Source organism: Catalinimonas locisalis, assembly GCF_038039535.1.
Taxonomy (GTDB): Bacteria; Bacteroidota; Bacteroidia; order Cytophagales; family Cyclobacteriaceae; genus Catalinimonas.
Window position 1 is genome coordinate 65,186 of the sequence record NZ_JBBPHP010000028.1, and the last position, 22,897, is coordinate 88,082.

15 protein-coding genes are annotated in these 22,897 nt (G+C 40.1%); 8 read left to right on the forward strand and 7 right to left on the reverse strand.

Annotated features, from left to right (window positions below; all coding sequences use genetic code 11):
• Positions 1–6 precede the first annotated feature (6 nt).
• The 5 genes from WJR50_RS24325 to WJR50_RS24345 all read right to left on the reverse strand — a co-directional run bounded on the left by WJR50_RS24325 (position 7) and on the right by WJR50_RS24345 (position 8,143).
• Complete coding sequence (locus tag WJR50_RS24325; RefSeq protein WP_341295906.1) at positions 7–1,362, reverse strand: sensor histidine kinase; 1,356 nt, start codon at positions 1,360–1,362, stop codon at positions 7–9.
• A 141-nt stretch (positions 1,363–1,503) separates the two neighbouring features.
• A complete protein-coding gene (locus WJR50_RS24330; protein ID WP_341295907.1) occupies positions 1,504–2,397 on the reverse strand; it encodes an endonuclease/exonuclease/phosphatase family protein in 894 nt (297 codons plus the stop codon).
• Between the two features lie 222 nt (positions 2,398–2,619).
• Entirely contained in the window at positions 2,620–3,342 is a 723-nt protein-coding gene (locus tag WJR50_RS24335; protein WP_341295908.1) for a copper homeostasis protein CutC, read from the reverse strand.
• A gap of 115 nt (positions 3,343–3,457) precedes the next feature.
• Complete coding sequence (locus WJR50_RS24340; protein ID WP_341295909.1) at positions 3,458–4,969, reverse strand: SusD/RagB family nutrient-binding outer membrane lipoprotein; 1,512 nt, start codon at positions 4,967–4,969, stop codon at positions 3,458–3,460.
• Positions 4,970–5,005: 36 nt separating this feature from the next.
• Positions 5,006–8,143 (reverse strand): SusC/RagA family TonB-linked outer membrane protein, encoded by a 3,138-nt coding sequence (locus WJR50_RS24345; RefSeq protein WP_341295910.1) that lies wholly within the window; start codon positions 8,141–8,143, stop codon positions 5,006–5,008.
• 756 nt (positions 8,144–8,899) lie between these two features.
• Here WJR50_RS24345 and WJR50_RS24350 point away from each other — a divergent pair.
• Positions 8,900–10,231, forward strand: a complete 1,332-nt coding sequence (locus WJR50_RS24350; RefSeq protein WP_341295911.1) for a Gfo/Idh/MocA family protein — start codon at positions 8,900–8,902, stop codon at positions 10,229–10,231.
• 21 nt (positions 10,232–10,252) lie between these two features.
• A complete protein-coding gene (locus WJR50_RS24355; protein WP_341295912.1) occupies positions 10,253–11,266 on the forward strand; it encodes a Gfo/Idh/MocA family protein in 1,014 nt (337 codons plus the stop codon).
• Between the two features lie 53 nt (positions 11,267–11,319).
• Here the strand turns inward: WJR50_RS24355 and lpxB are convergent, their stop codons facing one another.
• Together lpxB and WJR50_RS24365 are read right to left on the reverse strand one after the other, a co-directional pair.
• Entirely contained in the window at positions 11,320–12,465 is a 1,146-nt protein-coding gene (gene lpxB / locus WJR50_RS24360) for a lipid-A-disaccharide synthase (RefSeq protein WP_341295913.1), read from the reverse strand.
• A complete protein-coding gene (locus WJR50_RS24365; RefSeq protein ID WP_341295914.1) occupies positions 12,465–12,944 on the reverse strand; it encodes a 6-pyruvoyl trahydropterin synthase family protein in 480 nt (159 codons plus the stop codon). The genes lpxB and WJR50_RS24365 overlap by 1 nt, the downstream gene beginning before the upstream one ends.
• A 119-nt stretch (positions 12,945–13,063) precedes the next feature.
• Here WJR50_RS24365 and rfaD point away from each other — a divergent pair, with 119 nt between their 5' ends.
• From rfaD to WJR50_RS24395, 6 genes are all read left to right on the forward strand, one after another.
• Positions 13,064–14,029 carry an ADP-glyceromanno-heptose 6-epimerase gene (rfaD, locus tag WJR50_RS24370; RefSeq protein WP_341295915.1) on the forward strand — a complete coding sequence of 322 codons (966 nt, stop codon included), beginning with the start codon at positions 13,064–13,066 and terminating at the stop codon, positions 14,027–14,029.
• Positions 14,030–14,136: 107 nt separating this feature from the next.
• Positions 14,137–16,176: a S9 family peptidase gene (locus tag WJR50_RS24375; protein ID WP_341295916.1), complete on the forward strand. Its 2,040-nt coding sequence runs from the start codon at positions 14,137–14,139 to the stop codon at positions 16,174–16,176.
• 77 nt (positions 16,177–16,253) lie between these two features.
• Positions 16,254–17,159, forward strand: coding sequence for a CHAD domain-containing protein (locus tag WJR50_RS24380; RefSeq protein ID WP_341295917.1), 906 nt, complete (start codon positions 16,254–16,256; stop codon positions 17,157–17,159).
• Positions 17,160–17,257: 98 nt separating this feature from the next.
• Entirely contained in the window at positions 17,258–20,167 is a 2,910-nt protein-coding gene (locus tag WJR50_RS24385) for a leucine--tRNA ligase (protein WP_341295918.1), read from the forward strand.
• Between the two features lie 254 nt (positions 20,168–20,421).
• Entirely contained in the window at positions 20,422–21,363 is a 942-nt protein-coding gene (locus WJR50_RS24390) for a hypothetical protein (protein ID WP_341295919.1), read from the forward strand.
• A 170-nt stretch (positions 21,364–21,533) separates the two neighbouring features.
• On the forward strand, positions 21,534–22,823 hold the full coding sequence (locus WJR50_RS24395; RefSeq protein WP_341295920.1) for a dihydrolipoamide acetyltransferase family protein: 1,290 nt from the start codon (positions 21,534–21,536) through the stop codon (positions 22,821–22,823).
• Positions 22,824–22,897 lie beyond the last annotated feature (74 nt).

Here is a 22,897-nt window from a genome sequence, read left to right on the forward strand (position 1 = left end):
CTGATATCAAAAACTTAAAGTAAAAACTGTTCCTTCTCCTTTCGCAGATTGCACACTAATATTCCCTTTGTGTAGCCGCATGATCTGTCTGGAAAGGCTTAGTCCTATTCCGGAACCGTTTTCTTTGGTAGTAAAGAACGGAATGAAGATCTGATCTATGAGTTCCTGCTCTATCCCTTTACCATTATCCATGACCTGAATCACTCTTTGGTTTTTATCATTTATAAAGGCATGGATACTGATATTCGGATCTTCTACCATTTGCAGTGCATCCATAGAATTGTTTACCAAGTTGATCAATATTTGCTCTATCAACTCAAAATCCGCTTTTATCTGAAGATTTTCAGGATCAACCCTTTCTTGCCAAACAATACCCTTTTCTTTCAATTTCGTTTTCAAAAGTGCATGCAATCTTTTGAAAAGCGCTTGTACGTCTACGGCTCGAAATTGTGGCTGAGCAATCTGCGTGAGGCTTTTATAGGCTTTCACAAAATTGATCAGCCCGTTTGTTCTTTCTTCAATCGTTATGAGACTTCCATATAGATCCTCTATTTCATCTTCATCAAGATCGTTCATCTTCAGTTTATCTCCTTCATCCGTCTGGATCAGCATCTGATTAACCATTCCTGTTAGGTTAGAAATAGGTATTACTGAGTTCATGATTTCATGGGTAAGTACCCTGATCAATTTCTGCCAGGAAGCCACTTCCTGCTCTTCAAGTTCGGTACGAAAATCCTGCATAGAAAGCAGCTTAAAGTCTTTCCCCTGCATTCTAAATTCTGTAGCCTGTACCGATAGTTGTAATAACTGATGGTGAACGATCACCTTTATCTGTGTTTTCTCTCCTGCATTAAGCTGCTTCAGTGCATGGTAAAATTCACGGTCAATGTCCTGCAAATCATCCAAGTTTCTAAGTTTAGGCTTTTGTAAAAGTTCTTTAGCTGCCTGGTTTACCAATTGAACTTTACCTTCCACATCCACACAAATCAGTGCTACTGAGACCTGCTCTACTATGTTCTGCAGATACTGATGATTGCTTTCTTTCTCCTGTCTCAACTTTTGAAACGTTCCGACAAGCTGGTTGAAAACTTCACTCAGCATATGGCCTTTCATGGCCGGGCGTTGGTAATAGGTATTGGAAAACTCCCCCTGACGTATGGCAATTACCAGGTTTTCCATTTCCAGATGGGTACGTTCAATATAACGTATCAACTCTACGAACAGTACAATGAGCAATAAGCCTAACCATAAGGATACCAGCCAGAAATTTGTTTCGGTCAGTATGTACAAGATACTAAAGCCAACAGCCACGATAAATATCAGGCGTATAAATATCTGCGTTCTGAAGATGGTATATCTCATGGAAGAGTTCTTAGGTTATGGTATTGTAGCCATCGCGGAGTGGTTTTATGGTGTAATAGGTTTGTATAAAATGGTTTCAAAGTTAAAAGATATAGCTGTAATAGCTTGTAATAAAGCACCATACCTCAATAAAGCATCATCCTACTTAAGATTTACTTTCGCAATTACGGGTAAATGGTCGGAAGGATAGGAATTATCGCGCGAATCCGTAAGTATTGCATGCTTCAGCACTTCAACATTGGGGCTTACGAATACATAATCAATCCGACGGTTTTCCTGCAGGGGTTCGTTGACCAAAAAACCACTGAAAGAGCTGCTGGGACCGTGATGCGGGAGTACTGTCAATTCATAAGCATCATCCATATCTTCTCCTTCGGTCATGGCAGCATAAGGGGCAGAATCAGGGGTTGCATTAAAATCACCGGTAACCACCACTGGTGCATCTCCGGCAATATCAGTAATCTTCTGCCTGATCAGACGGGCACTTTCTTCCCGTGCCTGCTCACCTCTGTGGTCAAAGTGTGTATTGAAATAGTAGACCGTATCTCCGCTAGATTTTTGTACTAGCTGCGTCCAGGTAGCGATGCGGGGTAAAGCGGCATCCCAGCCCACACTGATATCATCGGGTGTTTCTGACAACCAGAAGGTTCCCCAGTCTGTAAGTTCAAACTTGTCTCTATTGTAGAAAACCGGAGAGAATTCGCCCTGTGATTTACCATTGTCACGGCCTACTCCCACCCAATCCATTTCGGCAAGCGCACTATCCAGATACTTTACCTGGTGTTCAAGGGCTTCCTGCAAGCCTAATAGATCCGCTTCGTGAAATTTGATTGTACTGGCTACCATCTCTTTGCGATAAGGCCAGGCATGGGCACTATCTCCGGGATTGTCATAGCGAATATTGAATGACATCACATTAAAAGTTTCAGGTGACTGGGCTGACATATTTTCGGGATTAGATCCAGGCTGGGAAGACTCACAGGCAGTAGTGATGCCTACCGTTGCAACTAAAAAATAGAGAATTGTTCTAAGCATTGGGTAGTTGTTTAATGGGTTTATTCATCTGATATGCTCAACTAAAGGTAGCGTTAATTAATTTGAAATAAATGGCAGCATTTATGACAGTTTGCACTGAAAATAAATATTTGCCTGCCGCGAAAGTTCCGGTTTGTGTGCCACAAACCGGGGTGTAGGTTGAAACATATGGTTTGAAACACGTGCCAGGTACTGGTGCAATAGCGCCAGGATACTGCTTCTTTATTTTGTCATTTTATTAATTCGCTCACTATCCGCTACCAAAATTTCATATTCCGGCATATTCAGGCTACCACCCATAAACACCCGGTGATTCTGAAATTGCATGCCGCTGCTTTCAGCTTTGCGGGCAGAGATATGGCATTCTTCAACCCCACAGGCTTTCATTTGGTCAATGTTATACTCGTCTATACCTGCACCGGGCATGATGATGATACGTCCAGATGCCTTTTTGTGTAGTTCGGCAATCAGTTCTTTACCTTCAATTGCAGATTTTTGCTGACCAGAAGTAAGAATACGGTCGCAGCCCAGCTCAATGATATCTTCCAGTGCTTCGTAGGGATCAACCGTCATGTCAAAAGCCCGGTGAAAGGTAACATTCATGGGGTGGGCAACAGCTATCAGCTCTGCACAGCGTGCTTTATCTACTTTACCTTGGGGAGTCAGTATACCAATTACTACGCCATCGGCACCAAGCTCTTTGGCAGTCTGCACATCATGTTTCATGATCTCCATTTCAATATCAGAATAAAGAAAGTCTCCACCTCTGGGGCGAATGATGACCTGCAGACCAATACTGATATTTTTTCTTGCTAAAGCGATAGTACCTGCACTGGGAGTGGTGCCTCCTTCAAAGAGGTTATCACAGAGTTCTACGCGTATTGCCCCTCCCTTTTCGGAGTTGATCGCTGACTGTACCGAATCAATACAAACTTCTATTTTCAATGTTAGGTATGGATTTAGGGTTTTAGATTCTATTTGAATATACATCTTGCTACCCCAAAACTAAAAAAGTGGAGCATGAACTCCACTTTTTTTATATCATTTAATTATTAAGGACTTATTCTGCATCCCACCACATACGGGTAGTAAACTCGTCAGGTCCCTGTCTGCTGGTAGCATTCTGTAGTTGCTCACCATTATTACCGTACTCACCTTCAAAATATCTAAGTCGTCTGGGAATCTGACCATTGGTAATATTTCCAGGGTAAGTAACCGGATCAAGTACAGGGAAGCCTGTTCTTCTCCAGTTTGCCCAAGACTCATAATCATTCAGGTAGGTAGCGACCCAGTACTGTTCTCCAATCATTTCCAATCCTTCAGCAGCGTTGTAAGGATTTTCTGCCAGATATTGATCAATAGCATCTTCAGGAATCACCAACGACTCATCATAAACTGTAAAATGCTCCATATCAGCTCTAACACCATTCTCATAATGCGTTTCAGGATCTCCACTATGCCAACCGCGTATAGCTGCTTCAGCTAATAAATATTCAACTTCAGCATAGGTCTGGAAGAACATAGGAGCATCAAGCGTCACCAAGGCAGGATTAGTAGTTGAGTAAAGGTCATTGGGTACCGCTTCTTCTCCTGTGCCTTCGTATACTTTGATGGTATTCACATCATAACCATTGGGTAATCCATTGTAAATACCATCCTGATTGGTAGTAGCAATTACCTCCAAGCGAGGATCATTCCGCTCAGCCATAAAATCAATAAACGTTTTGCTCATTCTTTGAGTCTGATCAGCCAGGTACACCTGACCAATACCATTTTGATTAATTCCTACCGGACCATCAGTATGCTGTATGTAAGCATTATCAGCATTGCTTTCCATCACGCCACCGGCAATAGCTTTGGTTACATACTCTTCAGCCATGGCAGGATCAACCTTAGTAAGACGCATACCCAGACGTAGCATTAAGGAATTAGCAAATTTTTCCCACTTTTCAAGATCTCCCTGATACATAATATCCTGTACACCATTTGCACCAAGATCAGTCAAAGATGCATCAAATGTGCTGGGTGCTTCTTCTAATTGCATCAGCATATCCGCATAGATCTCTGACTGTGGATCATATTGAGGTGAATAAGTATTATCATAAAATCCACGTCCAGCTTCTGAATAAGGAATATCTCCGTACATATCAGTTAAGCGAGACATACCTAAAACCCAAAGGATTCTGGCAATCCCATACACATTACCCTGGCTTGGATCATCTTTAGTCTGCTCCATTACAGAAGCCAGAAGCTTTACATAGTTAGGATAAGCAGCTTCAAACAAAGCACCGGAATACTGAGCGTTGTATAAGTACTTATCTCCAGACCAGTAAGTTTGAAGATTAGCCATATGCTGAATCATGGTAGAAGAATAAATCATTACTCCTCTCCAGCTTTCATAGCGGTCGCCAGAAATTCTCAACATAGAATTGGCGAGCATATACGAAGGATTAATCTCAGATGCTGCATTTGGGTTTTCGTTCAGCTCTATCAAATCATCAGTATCGCATGAGGATACCATGAGAAGCCCGGCCAGCATCAGACCAAATATTTTATATGATATTGTTTTCATACTTTTCAATTATTTCTTTCCCTTCAAGAGAATTTTTTAGAACCTGATATTTACATTAAATCCGTATGAACGGTATTGAGGAACCCCTAACCACTCAAGCCCTTGACTATTGTTGGTGGTACTGTAGGTAGACTCAGGATCTATATTATCCACATTGCTCCATAACAACAGTAAATTACGACCTACAAATGAAACAGTAGCCGCTGAAAAGGGTGTAGCCTCAAGCAAAGAACTAGGAAGATTGTACCCCAGCTGTAACGAACGTAATTTTGCAAATGATGCATCATAGATAAACTCTTCAGTAATATCAGAAGCCAGTCTAGAGTAATAATCCTGAACGTTTTCAGCAGCTATCTCAAACGTAGCAGCTTCACCATTCTGGTCTACACCTGAGTAGGATAATCCACTCTCTCTACCCTCAAGAGTATTTTGATGTAGTCCTAACGAATAAGCATTCAGGTTAGTGCCTGAGAAAAGATCAGCCCCGGTTTTGATGTCAATCAAGGCACTGAAAGTAAAGTTCTTATAACGCAAGGAATTGGTGATACCTGCTGTCAAATCATGAACACCTGATCCTAATAACTCAATATCATCTGATCTAACTGGAAGACCATCAGCATCATAGACTTTCTGACCGTCAATGGTTTTGTGTCTGCGGCCCCATATTGAAGCATAAGGGTAACCAACTGCATGACGAACGAACACATTTTGTGAACGAGCCTGATCACCAGATAAGAAGTCAACACCTTCAGCTAGCTCAAGTACTTCGTTGTTGTTCTGAGCCATATTAAACATCACCTCCCAGGTAAAGTTATTAGTCACTACAGGTTGACCGGTAACCAATAGTTCAATACCTGAGTTACGCATTTCACCTACGTTTACTACCACGCCAGTATAGCCGGATGTCCTGGAAATACTTGCGCTAACAATATCATTTTCAGTTAGACGATCATAGTAAGCGAAATCAATGCCCAGGCGATCATTAAAGAAACGAACGTCAAATCCTACTTCAGTTTCCGTTACAGTAAGTGGTTGAAGAAAGGCGTTAGGAATATTTCCCTGAGAGATTGTAGCAAGTGCTGCTCCCTGATGGCCTTGACCGGTTAATTCGTATGTCAGATTAATGTTATAAGGATCAGTATCACCACCCACTTGTGCCCATGCTGCTCTTACTTTACCAAATGAAACCCAGTCAGGCATTGCAAACGCTTCAGAGAATACAAAGCTGGTACCTACAGATGGATAGAAGATTGAATTTCTATCGGGTGCAAGCGTAGAGAACCAGTCATTTCTACCTGTAACAGTCAGATACAAAAATTCATTGTAATTCACTTCAACAGACCCAAAGAGAGAGTTTATACCTTTTTCGCTATAACTGAGAGAAGGACTCTGGTTAGCAGCATTGCTTACTGCATGGAAAAAAGGAATATTGAAATTCTGTCCATTAATAGACATGTTCTCATCAAATCTTCTCATCTGGTTTCCTCCCACAAAAGCATTCAGACCAATCGTTCCAAACTGTTTATCAGCACCGAGTAAGAAATCTGCATTTACCTCTTGTACAGTCCTTTTGTTTTCGTTGATTCCACCTAATACTTTATAAGCAGTTCCGTAAGGCTCTAAATTAGTGCCACGCACAGTGTAATTGTCAATACCAACACGTCCCTGCAAATACAACCAGTCCGTAAATTCATAACGTACTAAAGCCGAACCGATGAGACGATTACGTTCATCACTATTGACAAACTGGTAAGCTCCCCAATAGGGATTGGTCAAAAATACATTGTTACTGAATGGTAATTCAACGCCAGCTTCATTAGCACCCAGTTTATCTGTATCACCTTTCAAGTCAGTCACATTAATGTTAGCTGGTAGTGTTGCAACAGCAAAGTTTGCATTACCAGGAGAGTCAGATAAGCGAGGGCGGTTGTCCGTATCTTCTATGCTGTATTGAGCTTTGGCCGAAAAAGAAAGCCTTTCAGCAAACTTACCATTCACATTCATGGTAAAGTTCTTACGGTTGTACCCTGCATTAGGCATTACTGCATCATTATCAAGGTTGGAAGCTGAAAAGCGATAATTAGCTGTTTCATTTCCACCGTATAATGATAATGTATTGGTAAAAGTAAGACCTGTATTGTAAAACGCATCGTACGGATCTCCAGTGTATGAATACGGACGGCTTACTCCATCAAATTGAACTACACTGCTGCCATCCAGGCGATCTCCCCAGGAAGCATTACCAAATGAGAGTGCTTCATCCTGACTTGTAGGTTTAGCACCTCTATTTCCCTGTCCATACTGACGCTGCCAGTCAAAATTGTTGATGATATTTTCAAACACAAGGTTTGAATTTATTTCAACGCCTATTCCTTTTCTGGCACTACCTTTTTTGGTAGTAATAAGTATTACCCCATTAGAAGCTCTTGAGCCATAAAGTGCAGCAGCAGTATTACCTTTGAGCACACTGATTTCTGCGATATCATCAGGGTTAAGGCTTGATAGACCATCTCCGGAGTCAGTACCACCCCACATACCAGCTGATCCCAGTTGAGAGTTGTCTATCGGCACCCCATCAATCACATAAAGAGGCTGGTTATTTCCTCCAAGAGAGCTATTACCACGGATTACAACACGAGATGATCCTGCAGGACCAGTGGCAGTGCTACTTACGTTAACTCCAGCTACTCTTCCTGATAATGCATTTCCAAGATTAATCTCGCGAGCTTGTACTAATGCCTCACCTTCCACTTCACTTACAGAATAACCAAGAGATTTCTTTTCTTTTTCTACACCGAGTGCAGTCACTACCACTTCACTCAGTTGGGTTAGATCAGGTAAAAGATTCACATCAATAGTGGATCTGTTTCCTACTTCCACAGAGGCTGACTCATAGCCTACAGAAGTAAATACAAGGGTAGGGTTTTCACTATTTACTGAGATTTTGTAGTTACCTTCAATATCCGTAACAGTACCTACAGTAGTGCCCTGAACTAATACGTTTACTCCAGGAAGCCCCTCATCATTTTCATCAGTTACTTTACCTGATACAGTTCGGCTTTGTGCCAACACAATACTGGAAGTAGTAAGCAGAATTACTACTATTCCAGCCACACGATACAATGTTAGTTTGGACTTATATCCAAGTAACATTCCGAGTAGAATTTTTCTCATAAAGATTTCGGAATAATGAATAAAAATTTGACATATGGCCAGTTTAGAATTACCGGCAAGTAGCAATATGATAAGAAAGGATATTCTAATCAAAATAGAAGCCTCATATATCATATTTAAAGCAGCTTTTTATATTAATAAATAAATTTATTATATATATATTTATATTTTTTAGCTACGATTTTGTAAGCATTCACATATTTGATACTCCGAATCTTGAATATTTAAAGTTTGATCAAAAGTCAACTTTTTAAAGTAATAAGTTGTATTTTTCTGAGAAAATGAATCAGCAATGATAAATAATTAGTAATTTTTTAATCAATAAATTTAAGAAATATTATTTGCATAGAGCTTTAATTAGCTACTATTAATATTGGATATACATCGTTTTTCAATATTTTTCAATACAACTGCTTTAATAAACTATTCTCCCTTTTTAAATTTTAGGTAGATTTACTTTTGTATGTCCTCAGCAGTATCTGTGCTAACGTTGTGTGTATATATAAGTACAGTTATTAAAAATTAAACTTTATACTTAAGTATTAATTGTTACGTCAAATTAAGATGGTTAAAATCTAAAATCTCTGCACTATACCTCTTCAAAATTCCATAATTCGTTCCGAAAAAATTTCATGCTGGTAAACTGATAACTTCTAACAGTTCCAGACTCCTCTGCCCACTTCTTTTTCTTCAGTTTGCAGATTTATATTTATATTGTCGCCAACCAAAAGTATTATCACAACCCGTAAACTACCCATGAAAAGCAGTCTGAACAGAAGAGACTTTCTCAAAAACACAAGTATCGGTGGAATAGGATTAAGCCTAGGCCCATCCCCCTTTACCTATCTGAAAACATCGGCAAATGAAGTGATAAATGTGGGCATTATGGGTACCAATAGCAGAGGTTCTGCATTAGCCCGAGGCTTTGCACAAAACCCGGATTGCAGAGTAGCCTATATATGTGATGTAGATGATAATGCTATCACCAAAGGCATCAACGCTACAAAAGAAGGAGGGCAGGAAGAAGCGCCGCAGGGCGTGAAAGACTTCAGAAAGGCATTAGAAGATAAGCAATTGGATGCGCTGGTGATTGCTGCTCCTGATCATTGGCATGCTCCGGCAGCTATGATGGCTCTTCAGGCAGGGAAAAATGTGTACGTAGAAAAACCTTGTAGCCATAATCTGGCGGAGGGAGAAATGCTTGTTTCCTGTGCCAAAAAACATGGCAAGGTGATCATGATGGGTAATCAACGCAGGTCATGGCCTAATATTATTGATGCTATGAATGAATTGCATAATGGTATAATAGGTAATGTGTACCTGGCTAAAGGTTGGTACGCCAATACCAGAGGTTCTATCGGACATGGCAAACAGGTGCCTGTACCCAGTAATCTGGACTTTGACCTGTGGCAAGGCCCTGCTCCCCGTCGTCCTTACCTGGATAACTTGGTGCATTATGAATGGCATTGGCGCTGGCATTGGGGAACTGGTGAACTCTTGAACAATGGGACCCACTTTATTGATCTCTGCCGATGGGGACTGGGAGTAGATTATCCCGAAAAAGTTGATTCCTGCGGCGGTCGCTACCATTTTCATGATGATTGGGAAACCCCTGACACCCAAAATGTGACGTATCAGTTTCCTTATGGTAAATCAATTTTCTGGGAAAGCCGAAGCAGCAATGGGCGTAGTATTAACGGTTCTAATGTTGGCGCTTCTTTTCATGGAGAAAACGGTACTTTGGAAATATATGGAGGGAATGGCTACAAAGTTTTTGACCATAAAAATAAACTGGTAACGGAAGTAAGTGAATCCACATCAGATGCACTGGATACTTCAGGGCCTGGCTTTGATTTAGATAAAGCACACATCATCAATTTTGTAGATGCCATACGGCATGGTATTCAACCCAGAACGCATATTGAAGACGCTAACAAAAGTGTACATATCTGCCACCTGGGTAATGTAGCGCAACGTGTCGGCAGGAGCTTAGTCATCAATTCGGCGAATGGCAATATTATCAATGATCCTGAAGCGATGAAATACTGGGGTCGTGAATACGAAGAGGGATGGACACCTACTGTTTAATCAAATAACCTAATACTATCAATGAACACCAGAAGAGATTTTATGAAAAAGGCCGGTGTAGCTGGACTCTCCATAAGTTTACCTAACTTTAATATTCACCAAAAATCCTCTGCTCCCGCTGGAAAAAGGATTGGCATTATTGGCCTGGATACTTCTCATAGCCCCGCTTTTACCAAAATGTTTAATGCAAAGGAGCAGGAGGCTAAGCTAAAAGGGTATCAGGTAGTGGCTGCATATCCGTATGGAAGTAAAGATATTCCCAGCAGCGTTGAGCGTATCCCTAAGTATACTGAAGAGGTGAAAGCCCTGGGGGTTGAAATTGTTGATTCTATAGACAAACTACTTGAAAAAGTTGATTTTGTGCTTCTGGAAACCAATGATGGCAGACCCCATTTGGAACAGGGTTTACAAGTACTCAAAGCCGGAAAAACCATGTTTGTGGATAAACCGGTTACTGCCTCTCTTCATGATGCGATTGCCTTATATGAAGCGGCCGAAGAATATAATACGCCTATTTTCTCATCTTCTTCCCTAAGATATCTGCAAAAAGCTCAGGATGTGCGCCATAAAAATATAGCGGGAGATGTTACAGGGGCGATGTCATTTAGTCCCGCGAGTTTGGAAGAGCATCATCCGGATTTGTTCTGGTACGGCATACACGGGGTAGAAATCTTATTTACCGTTATGGGTACGGGTTGCCGCAGAGTGCAGCGCATCGCTACTCCCGATACTGATATCGTAGTGGGTACATGGCAGGATGGACGTCTGGGAACTTTCAGAGGTAGCAGAACCGGTAAACATGATTATGGAGGAATTGCTTTCGGAACAAAAGAAAATATCAACCTGGGACCTTATGGTGGCTATCAAAATCTGGTTGCTAAAATTGCTGAGTTTTTTGAAAGCGGCAAGCCTCCAGTATCGCCACAGGAAACACTGGAAATTTATGCTTTTATGGAAGCGGCTGATGAAAGCAAACGACAGGATGGTTCGGAAGTAAGTCTGAATTATGTGATGAATAAAGCCAGAAATTCCTGAATAAAGTTAAAGTGCTTCATTTAACAAAGAACGGCTGCATGGGTCGTTCTTTTTTACTTAACAGCAGTAGCTTCTCTTTCTTTCAGGCTTTTCACCATGAGTCTGGCAGCTTTCTCAGAAGCTCTTTCATTACCCAATATTTTTTTGATTCTCTGATAAGCATTCAGCTGGGCCTTACGTTCAGGTGTATCAGCCACAATTTTCCTTAATTCTCTTTGCAAACGATTTGTGTTAAAATCAGACTGAATTAATTCCGGCACTATTTCTTCATCCGCGATAAGATTCACCAATCCTATATAGGGCACTTTGATCAGTGATTTAGCAATCTGGTAAGAAATTAAGCTGGTTTTGTAGCAAATTAGTTGAGGCACTTCAAAAAGTGCAGTCTCCAGAGTAGCTGTACCTGAGGTTACCACCGCCGCATGCGCCTGATGGAGAATATCATAGGTTTTTCCTTCAATAACCTGCACATTTTCCCGCTGCATTGCTACATCGTACATTGCGTCTGGAAGGTTATTGACCGCGGCCACAGCAAACTGATACGCAGGAAATAGCGGAGATAATGCTAACATAGTTTTGAGCATATTGCTCACTTCCTGTTTGCGACTGCCGGGAAGCACTGCGATCACTGGCCTCTCATCCAAACCATATTGCTGACGGAAATCTTTTTGCGGCTGGAAATCCCTGATAGCATCTAAAAGTGGATTTCCTACATATTCTACTTTATAATCAAACTTACGATAGAAGTCCTTCTCAAAAGGTAGAATGACAAACATCTTGTCTACATTGGCTTTTATTTTTTTTGCTCTACCCTGGTTCCAGGCCCAAAGTTTTGGTGAGATATAATAATAGGTAAGTATATTATGCTTCTTAGCGAAGCGTGCCATTCGCATATTGAAGCCTGCATAATCAATCAGAATAAGCACATCCGGTTGAAATTCCAGTATGTCTTTTTCGCACTGTTTGATGAATTTTCTGATCGTTGAAAGGTTGGTAAAAACCTCCCAAAAACCCATAAAAGCCATCTCGCGGTAATGTACCACCAGTTCGCCCCCAGCCTTTTGCATTTCGTCACCGCCCCAGCAGCGTACATTTATTTGAGTATCACCAGTAGTCTCTGCTTCCTTTTTTAATGCTTTGATTAAGTTAGCGCCATGAAGGTCACCCGAGCGTTCTCCTGCAATAATATAGTATTTCATTAAAGCGTGGCGTGCGCCATATTGGGTTCCTTATTCGCAAGATGATCCTGAGGCTCAATGCCTTCTCCAAAAAAGTCAACAAAATTGTTGGGCGTTTCATACAGGCGAATGGAATGCAAAACTCCCCGGTTGGTAATATCTTTAAGGGCCGGTGCCAGTATTTTCCAGATCTCTTCAATCAGAATTTCACAACTCGCCATTTTACCCTGCATAAAATCCACATCCAGATTCAGATTTTTATGATCAACTTTCTCAATTACTCTTTCTCGTATCAGCGTACTAAGCTTCTTCAGATCAACCACAAAACCTGTTTCCGGATCAGGCTTACCTTTTACAGTTACGATCATCTCAAAATTATGCCCATGCCAGTTGTCATTGGCGCAAGGACCAAACACTTCTTCATTTTTTTCTCTGGTCCAGTTTGGATTATATAGTTTGTGAGCAGCGTTAAAATGCTCTCTTCTGCTTACATAAATCATAGACTCTGCTTATTTTGCCGCAAATATAATTAATAGCACGCGAAAAATCAGTCTGATAACAAGAAGAGAAGATGAATCCTTCCTTAACTTAAGTAACTAAACTAAAAAAAGCCAAAAATATGATCATTGTCACAGGAGCCGCCGGCTTTATCGGTAGCTGTTTAATCGCCAGACTCAATGAAGAAAATTTTAACTACATCATCGCTGTAGACCAGTTTAAAGACGCAGAAAAACTGAAAAACCTTGAAGGAAAAAAAATCCAGGAAAAAGTAGAGCGAGATGAGTTTTTCTCCTGGTTGGACGAAAACTATGAGGAAGTTGAATTTATCTTTCACATCGGTGCCCGTACGGATACCACAGAGTTTGATACCGCCGTTTTTGATAAACTTAACCTCAATTATAGCAAAGAGATATGGAATCGCTGCGTAAGTTATCAGATTCCTTTAGTCTATGCTTCTTCAGCTGCCACTTACGGTGCAGGTGAGTTAGGCTATAAAGATGATGAAAGCCTCATTCCAAAATTAAAACCACTTAACCCATACGGTATTTCCAAAAATGAATTTGATAAATGGGCTTTAGCTCAGGAAAAAAAGCCTTTTTTCTGGGCCGGACTTAAGTTCTTCAACGTTTACGGCCCCAATGAGTATCACAAAGGAAGGATGGCATCTGTGATCTGGCATGCCTACGGTCAAATCATGCAGAAAGGTGAAATGAAGTTATTTCGTTCTCATAATCCAAATTACAAAGATGGGGAACAGATGCGTGATTTCGTGTATGTAAAAGATGTGGTAAATGTTTGTTACTTTCTGATGAGGCATAGAAAAGACTCGGGCATTTATAACCTGGGAAGTGGAAAAGCCCGCACCTTTCTGGGCCTCACCAAAGCTGTTTTTAAAGCGATAGATAAAGAACAAAATATCTCTTTCGTGGATACGCCCGCAGATATCCGTGAAAAATATCAGTATTTTACTGAAGCTGATATGCGCAAACTCAAATCTATTGGTTACAGTACACCTTTTCATAGTCTGGAAGAAGGAATCAATGAATATGTGCAGCAATATTTAGCTCCACACAGGTATTATTAGAATTCAATTATCTACTCAAGTTTGCCCTGGCTAAAAAAATAAGCAGATGTTATTCAAATAGGATGCATGCTAACGATTGTTTAATTTAGCTTCAAAGCCAATTTTTTATGAAGCAATTTCCCATTGCCCCTCAAAAGGCAAGTGTAAAAAAAATCCATGACATACCTCTCATTGATAATTATGCGTGGCTACAGGAAAAAGATAATCCTAAAGTAGTGGACTACCTCAATGCTGAAAATGCATATGCCAGGGAAGTCATGAAAGATCAGGAAGAAACAGAAAAACAGCTTTACAATGAAATGAAGTCGCGTATTGTTCCTGATGACCAAAGTGCTCCTGTTCTCATTGATGATTATTACTATTACTCCCGTACCGAAGCACATAAGGATTATCGTATTTACTGCCGAAAGTTTCGTTCGCTAAATGCCAGGGAAGAAATTTTATTAGACTGTAACCGTCTGGCTGAAGGTCATGATTATTTCCATCTGGGAATATTTGAGATAAGCCCTGACCATAAAACTTTAGCTTATGCAATAGACACTGATGGCTCTGAACAGTATCGCATGTTTTTTAAAAACCTGCATGATCATACCCTCATGGTTGATCAGCTCAATAATATTTCAGATTCTGCGGCCTGGGCCATGGATTTTCAAACGCTATTTTATGTAGTTTTAGATAGTACTATGCGTCCTTATCAGGTGAAGAGACATAGCTTAGGAACTCGCCCTGAAGATGATATTGTAGTTTTTGAAGAGCCCGACGAGCGATTTTTTGTATCCGTAAGTCTTTCAAAAAATCAAAAATATTTACTGATTGACGTTGGAAGCAAAATAACTTCTGAAGTCAGATTTCTTCCAGCACAGGAGCCTAAAGGCGAATTCAAAGTATTCAGTCCCAGAGAGCAACATCATGAATATGAAATTTACCCGCATGATGATTTCTTTTATATAAGAACAAACTGGCAAGCTACGAATTTTAGGTTGATGAAAACCTCCCTTGACACTCCCGAAAAAAGCCAGTGGGTAGAAGTAATCCCTCATGACCCAGAAGTAAAAATTGAGGGAGTAGATGAATTTGCCGATCATCTGGCAATCTACGAAAGAGTAGAAGGCTTAACTCAGATCAAAGTGCTTGACCTGGTTGATTCCCAAAATAACCACCTGATCTCTTATGATGAGCCTGCATTTTATGTTTTTGGAGGAAATAATCCCACTTATCAAACTAAGACGCTTCGTTTCCATTATACCTCATTGCTGAAACCTAATACAGTTTACGATTACGAAATGCAGCAACGTGAAAAAAAGGTGGTTAAGCAAAGCGAAGTGGCCGGAGGCTATGACGAACATCAATACACCTCGGAAAGAATATTTGCCCAATCTCAAGACGGGACAGCAATCCCGATCTCTCTGGTATATAAAAAAAATATCCATCCTAAAGCTGTCAACCCTTTACTTCTTTATGGCTACGGATCATATGGTATCAATTCAGAGCCTTACTTCAATGCCAACCGCATAAGCCTACTGGACAGAGGGTTTATCTTCGCTATTGCACATATCAGAGGAGGAGCAGATATGGGAGAGGAGTGGTATAAATCAGGCAAACTTTTACACAAGAAAAATAGCTTTGATGACTTTATCTCATGTGCTAAACATTTGATAAAAGAGGGGTACACAGACGATAAACACCTATGTGCTTTGGGGGGAAGTGCCGGCGGCTTGTTGATGGGTGCGGTGATTAACTCAAAGCCCGATCTTTTTAAGGCAATCGTAGCTAAGGTACCCTTTGTGGATGTTTTGAATACGATGCTTGACCCAAACCTTCCCTTAACGGTGACTGAGTATGAAGAATGGGGAAATCCTCAGGATAAAAAATATTTTGAATACATCCGCTCCTATTCTCCCTATGACAATGTCAGTCAGAAAGCATACCCTAATATGCTCATAACCGCAGGGCTGAATGACCCCAGAGTAAGTTATTGGGAACCAGCCAAATGGGCTGCAAAATTAAGAGCGCTGAAAACTGATGACAACTTACTGCTTCTTAAAACTAATATGGATGCAGGGCACGGTGGTTCCTCCGGGCGGTATGAATACCTTAAAGAGATAGCTTTTGAATATGCTTTTTTATTAAAAGTATTAAGACTTTAGCCTTACCAACTCAATTATTATTTTTCTGTTTATTATATTTCATTAGCCTATTTTCTATCTAAAATACACATCCTACTATGAGCTTAAGAATTGACCTTAAAGAGACAGTCCCTTCAAATGCAGAACGCATCCTCCAAAGTTTTCTTGATGAATGTAGAAGCGCTTTGCAGCAGGAAGATCCACACAAGGCAATTCACGAAGCGAGGAAAACCATGAAAAAAATGCGGGCTTTTAGCCGTTTATTCCGTGGTGAAATAGGAAAAAAAAGGTATAAGAAAACTAATATTTACTATCGTGACATAGCGCGTAAAATTTCAGATGAGAGAGATGTTACTGCCATGCTGGAGACAGTCAACCAACTGAACGAAGCAGTTGATCAGGCACTTTGCGGACAAACCCTACAGGATCTCAAAAACCACCTTACTTCACGCAAATCAGCCATCAGCAGGATTCAAATCAATCAGCAGAAACTGTTAGAAAATCTATTGGAAGACCTGAAAAAAGGTGAAACTATTCATGCGAAATGGAAAATTAAAAATGATGACTTTTCTGCGTTTTCCAAAGGTATATCTCTCACGTATGGCAAATGTCAGGAGGCTATGAAAAAAGCTTACAAAAAGCCATCCACAGCGAACTTTCATGAGTGGAGAAAGCGAAGTAAATATCTGCGTTATGAAGTTGATTTTCTAAGAGATATCTGGAAAAAGCCCCTGAAAGCGCTGGAGAAAGAACTACACCAGCTCACTGATTATCTGGGTGATGATCATGATTTGGCGGTACTGAAAACTTATGTTGAAGACATGAACTTAGAAAACACTGAGGCTCAGGCAGCACTTTTTTCTGTGATGGACGAGAAACGAAAAGAGCTTCAAACACTGGCTAAACCACTGGGCAAAAAAATTCTATCGGAAACTCCTGAACAGTTTGTAGCTCGGCTTTCGGATTACTGGAAACAAAAGCACAAAGAAAATGCTATTGATTAACATGAGTAAATTGTTTGTTTTTTTGAGTGAGGATGTACATTCTTTGCGAATTATTCTAATTTTGTCTGACTTATCATTTAAAGAAAATAACCATAGTAATGGCTGAATACGACTTTCGTGAGATTGAAAAAAAGTGGCAGAAATACTGGAAAGAAAAAGAAATTTATAAAGTTGATGTAGATACCAGCAAGCCTAAATTTTATATACTGGATATGTTCCCCTACCCTTCCGGTGCAGGTTTACACGTTGGTCATCCCCTCGGTTACATTGCTTCTGATATTGTCTCCCGATATAAGCGAATGAAAGGTTACAATGTGCTTCATCCCATGGGATTTGATGCTTTTGGCCTACCTGCCGAACAGTATGCCATCCAAACAGGTCAGCACCCTGCCATTACTACTGAAAATAATATCAAACGCTACAAAGAGCAGCTTGATAATATAGGCTTCTCCTTTGATTGGGATAAAGAAGTGCAAACCTGTGACCCTGATTATTATCAATGGACTCAGTGGATATTCCTCCAACTATTTCATAGCTGGTATAACCAGGAAACTGATAAGGCTGAACCCATTGAAAAGCTCATCGGCAGCTTTGAAAAGGACGGTAACCAGAAGATTAGCGCAGCCTGTGATGAAGATACCCCTGCTTTTTCTGCCGAAGAATGGCAGCAGATGGATGAGCAGCAACAGCAACTGATTTTGCTAAACTATCGCCTCACTTATGTCTCGGATACTGTAGTAAACTGGTGTCCGGAACTGGGTACAGTGTTAGCCAATGATGAGGTAAAAGACGGATTTTCAGAAAGAGGAGGTTATCCGGTGGAGCGTCGTAAGATGCGACAGTGGATGATGCGCATCACTGCCTATGCAGACCGCTTGCTTTCTGGTTTGGATACCATTGATTGGTCAGATTCGCTTAAAGAGATGCAACGCAACTGGATTGGTAAATCCTTTGGATGCGAACTGGACTTCAAAGTAAAAGATAGTGATATCGTCCTTACTGCTTTTACAACTCGCTCAGATACCATTTACGGCGTTACTTATGTTACGCTTGCTCCTGAGCATGAACTGATTGCCCAACTCACTACCCATGACCGGAAAGCTGAAGTAGAAGCCTATGTGGAAATTGCCAAAAACAGATCCGAAAGAGATCGTATGGCAGATGTCAAAACCGTATCCGGAGTATTTACCGGAAGTTACGTGATCAACCCCATCAATGGAGAAGAGATACCGCTTTGGGTTGCCGATTATGTATTAGCTGGCTATGGTACTGGAGTTGTTATGGCAGTACCCTCTTCTGATGATCGTGATTTTCGCTTCGCCAATCATTTTGACCTTCCTATTATTCCGGTCATTGAAGGTACTGAAGAGATGGGTGATCCGACCGAAAAGAAGCACGGAAAGATGATCAATTCTGATTTTCTGAATGGTATGGAATCAACAGAAGCGATCAAAGCGGTTAATGAAAAAGCTGAGAAAGAAGGAGTTGGAAAACCCAAGGTCAATTACAGAATGCGTGATGCCGTGTTTAGCCGCCAGCGCTATTGGGGAGAACCGGTACCCATGTATTTCAAAAATGGTGTCCCCCACCCTATGTCTAAGGATGAACTTCCTTTAACTCTCCCGTCAGTGGACGAATATAAACCTACCGCTACCGGAGAGCCTCCATTGGGAAGAGCAGTGGATTGGAAATATGATGATCAGTACGAATATGAACTGACGACCATGCCAGGCTGGGCAGGTTCCAGTTGGTACCATTTCCGGTATATGGATCCTCACAACAAAGAAGAAATGGTGAGCAAGACCAAGCAGAGTTACTGGGAAAATGTGGATTTATATATTGGGGGCACAGAACATGCCACCGGCCACCTGCTCTACTCTCGTTTCTGGACAAAATTCCTTTACGACCGAGGCTATGTCACTGTGGACGAACCCTACAAAAAGCTGGTGAATCAGGGGATGATACAGGGGGTAACTCAATACAGTTATAGATTAATCCCTGATATTTCCATGATAGAAGGAACCAGTTTCTCGCTAGCAGATATGCCTTATATTGAAATTTCCAAAAATAAAGCTAAAGCTTTAATGGATGGAAATAACAATATTAAAATAGAGTTAGGTTTGAAACTGAGTGAAAACAGTTTAAACCCATCGCAACTACACAAAATTGATTTTAAGAGTCGCTTACAAATGTGGCCGACCGATATTAGATTTGTTAAAGACGACGAACTTGATATAGAGAAATTTGTAAAAAGTGATCCACAAAAAAATAATTACATTTTTTTAAAAGAGGATAATAAATTTATATGTGAAAGTGTAGTTGAAAAGATGTCTAAACGTCTTTTGAATGTTGTCAATCCAGATGAGGTAGTTGAGCAGTACGGAGCAGATACTCTGAGAATGTATGAAATGTTCCTGGGGCCATTGGAGCAATCCAAACCCTGGAATACCAATGGTATAGACGGCGTATTTAAGTTTCTTCGTAAACTCTGGCGTTTATTTTATGATGATGCCAATAATCTATTAGTCAATGAAGAAAAGGCTACAGAAGCAGAACTAAAGATACTGCACAAAACCATTAAAAAGGTTCAGGATGATATAGAAGCCCTTTCTTTCAACACTTCAGTAAGTAGCTTCATGATCTGTGTGAACGAACTTACTAGCTTAAAGTGTCATAAAAGAGAAGTACTTGAAAAGTTAGTGCTGATCATTTCTCCTTTCGCACCTCACATCGCAGAGGAACTATGGAATAGCCTGGGTCATGAAACCAGCGTTATCAACGAAAGTTTTCCACAGTTTGAAGAAAAATATCTTATTGAGGCCTCTCATGAATATCCAATCTCAGTAAATGGTAAAGTCCGTGCGAAGATGCAGTTTGCTTTGGATATGCCAAAGGAAGATATAGAAAAAGAGGTACTTGCAGCAGAACAAATACAAAAATGGACACAAGGGAAGCCTCCCAAAAGGGTGATCATTGTGCCTAAAAAGATTGTAAATATTGTTGTGTAGGATCTAATCTTCTAAACAGCGGGAGAGTTAATATAATTATTTTTGGTCAGTCTAAATCCTAATTTAGATGTGAGCTGCTAATCATATAATTTCAAGAATGTAATTTTTTCACTTTGCTAATAAGGTAATATGCTTTGTAGAATAGGCAGTTCAGAATAAAAATGGATAACAGTCTTTCAAATAGTTGAACTTATTATTTTACTCTCCCATTTATTTAGTTAGTTTTAATATCAATTTTATTGATACTCAGTATTATGAAACCTTTAGTATTTTTAATATTCTTAGCGATTTCTTCAACGTTAATATTTTTTGCATTTACTCAAAAGGATGCCGTAGAGAATGAAGCCCAGATTCAGATAGTTAACTTAAGTAAAGGCGATACCAGTGGATTTGATGCTCTACGTTCCTCCTTTAAAAAAAGAAATCCTGGTTATGACCTTGATTTCTTCTTTCAACAAAAATCCCTTCCATCAAAAGATGCTTACCGCCTGGTTTTTATTCAAACTGGTGAAGGTGAAGTGAGTATCAAAGAAAAGTCTTCAGAATTCTCTGTTGGTGATATTATTTATCTGGATAAAGGTGAGTCTCTGGAAAGTGATAGTAAATTAGATGCTTTGGTATTTGATGTTCCTGACCCTCTACCTTCTGAGGTACCTCAATTTATCCGTCCTGACTGGGATCCAAACATTACTGATGTGCCGGGAGGTTGTGCTACAGAAAGAAACGCTTATCGCAGAATTTTACTTACCTGGAAAGACGAAGTGGGTGAATATCTTTATCATGCACTGAATGCTCATAGAGTGAGAATTATGGATTCATTTACACACTATCATCCTATTGATGGGGGATTTGATGAGTTTTATTTAGTTCAGATGGTTCTTCCTGGAGCTCGCCTGATTACGTCTACAAATGTTGATTTGATTGAACAACCCCATAAGCTTGAGCAAGCTGATGCTCATAATCTACTTCAGTCTACAGATCTTGAAGTAGGTGACTTAGTATATATTCCCAGAGGTATCGCGCATCGTGGACTTGGTGGCGTGCTAACCCAAGTTATCACCGTTCCCGGATTTATCCCAGGTTCAGAAATTGGAATTGACCATCATCTGAGAGCCATAAACGAAAGCCTTTCTCTTGAAGGTGAGGATGCCATACCCTATAATAAGGATGCTTCTGAACAGGCTGTTATTAAATAACACCTCCAAAATTAAGTATTTACAACTTCAAATTATCTCCACTTTCAAACATTTCAATAGAAACCTCTCTCTGAGTTTTCAACTTTTACTATGGAATAGTTTTTTATAGAGTACTTGAAAAGGAAAAGTAAAGAGCTAAATTTGAATCCGATAGCAAAGAGGTTAATACTATGGCAACATTTGAAATGGTTATGCCCCGTATGGGTGAAAGTATCATGGAGGGAACTATCCTGAAATGGTTAAAAGAAGAAGGAGACTTTATTGAGCAGGATGAATCAGTGCTTGAAGTAGCTACTGATAAAGTAGATACAGAAGTACCTGCCACACAAAGTGGTGTTCTCAAAAAAATACTGATACAAGAAGGAGAAATTGCCAAAGTTGGGAACCCTATTGCTATAATAGAGAATGATGCTACTAATAATGGTAGTGATACAAACCATGCAGAAGTCTCAGCTCCTGAAGTTGATTCACTAAAAAGTGATGCCCGTCGTCAGGACGAACCAATAAAACCACCAACGACAACATCTACAGCAGAAGTTGGCAAGAGAGGAGGCAGTCCATTTTATTCACCTTTGGTTAAAAATATTGCCAAAGAAGAAAACATTGGAGAAGAGGAACTTCAGCAAATTGATGGCACTGGAAAAGATGGTAGAGTTACCAAAAAAGATATTATTCAATACTTAGAAAACAGAAAGAATAAAGAGGTAAAGAATAACACTAAAACTCTTTCCGTAGCTGTAAAGGCCGGCCCGAATGATGAGATAATAGAAATGGATCGCATGCGAAAAATGATTGCAAATCGTATGTTAGAATCCAAAGACATATCTGCTCACGTTTCGTCTTTTGTTGAAACTGATGTCTCAAATATTGTTGCCTGGAGAAACAAATATAAAAATGTAGTTAAAGAAAGAGATGGTGAAGCATTAACTTTTACTCCTATATTCATTGAGGCTATCGCTCAGGCTATCAAAGACTACCCTATGATTAATGTTTCTGTTGATGGTGACAAAATTATCAAAAGAAAAGACATCAATATTGGAATGGCAGTAGCTTTAGAAAATGGTAATCTTATTGTACCTGTCATTAAAAATGCTGACCAACTTAGCTTACTTGGGCTTACAAAAAAGGTAAATGAACTTGCCCACAAAGCACGGAAGAATCAGTTAAGTGCTGATGACTTATCAGAAGGCACATATACTGTGTCTAATATCGGATCTTTTGGTAATTTGATGGGTACGCCAATTATCATGCAGCCTCAGGTAGCAATACTAGCTTTAGGTACAATAGTAAAAAAGCCCAGTGTGATTGAAACTCCAGCTGGTGATGCAATTGGCATCCGGCATAAAATGTTTCTTTCTCATTCTTATGATCACAGGGTAGTTGATGGAGCTTTGGGAGGGATGTTTGTAAAAAGGGTGGCTGATTTACTTGAAGGTTTTGACACAAACAGGATTATGTAATAACTGAAGTTACGCAACTAAGCTGATACCTAATCCTTGCTTTATATCATTCAAATAGGCAAAGGCAGTTTTAA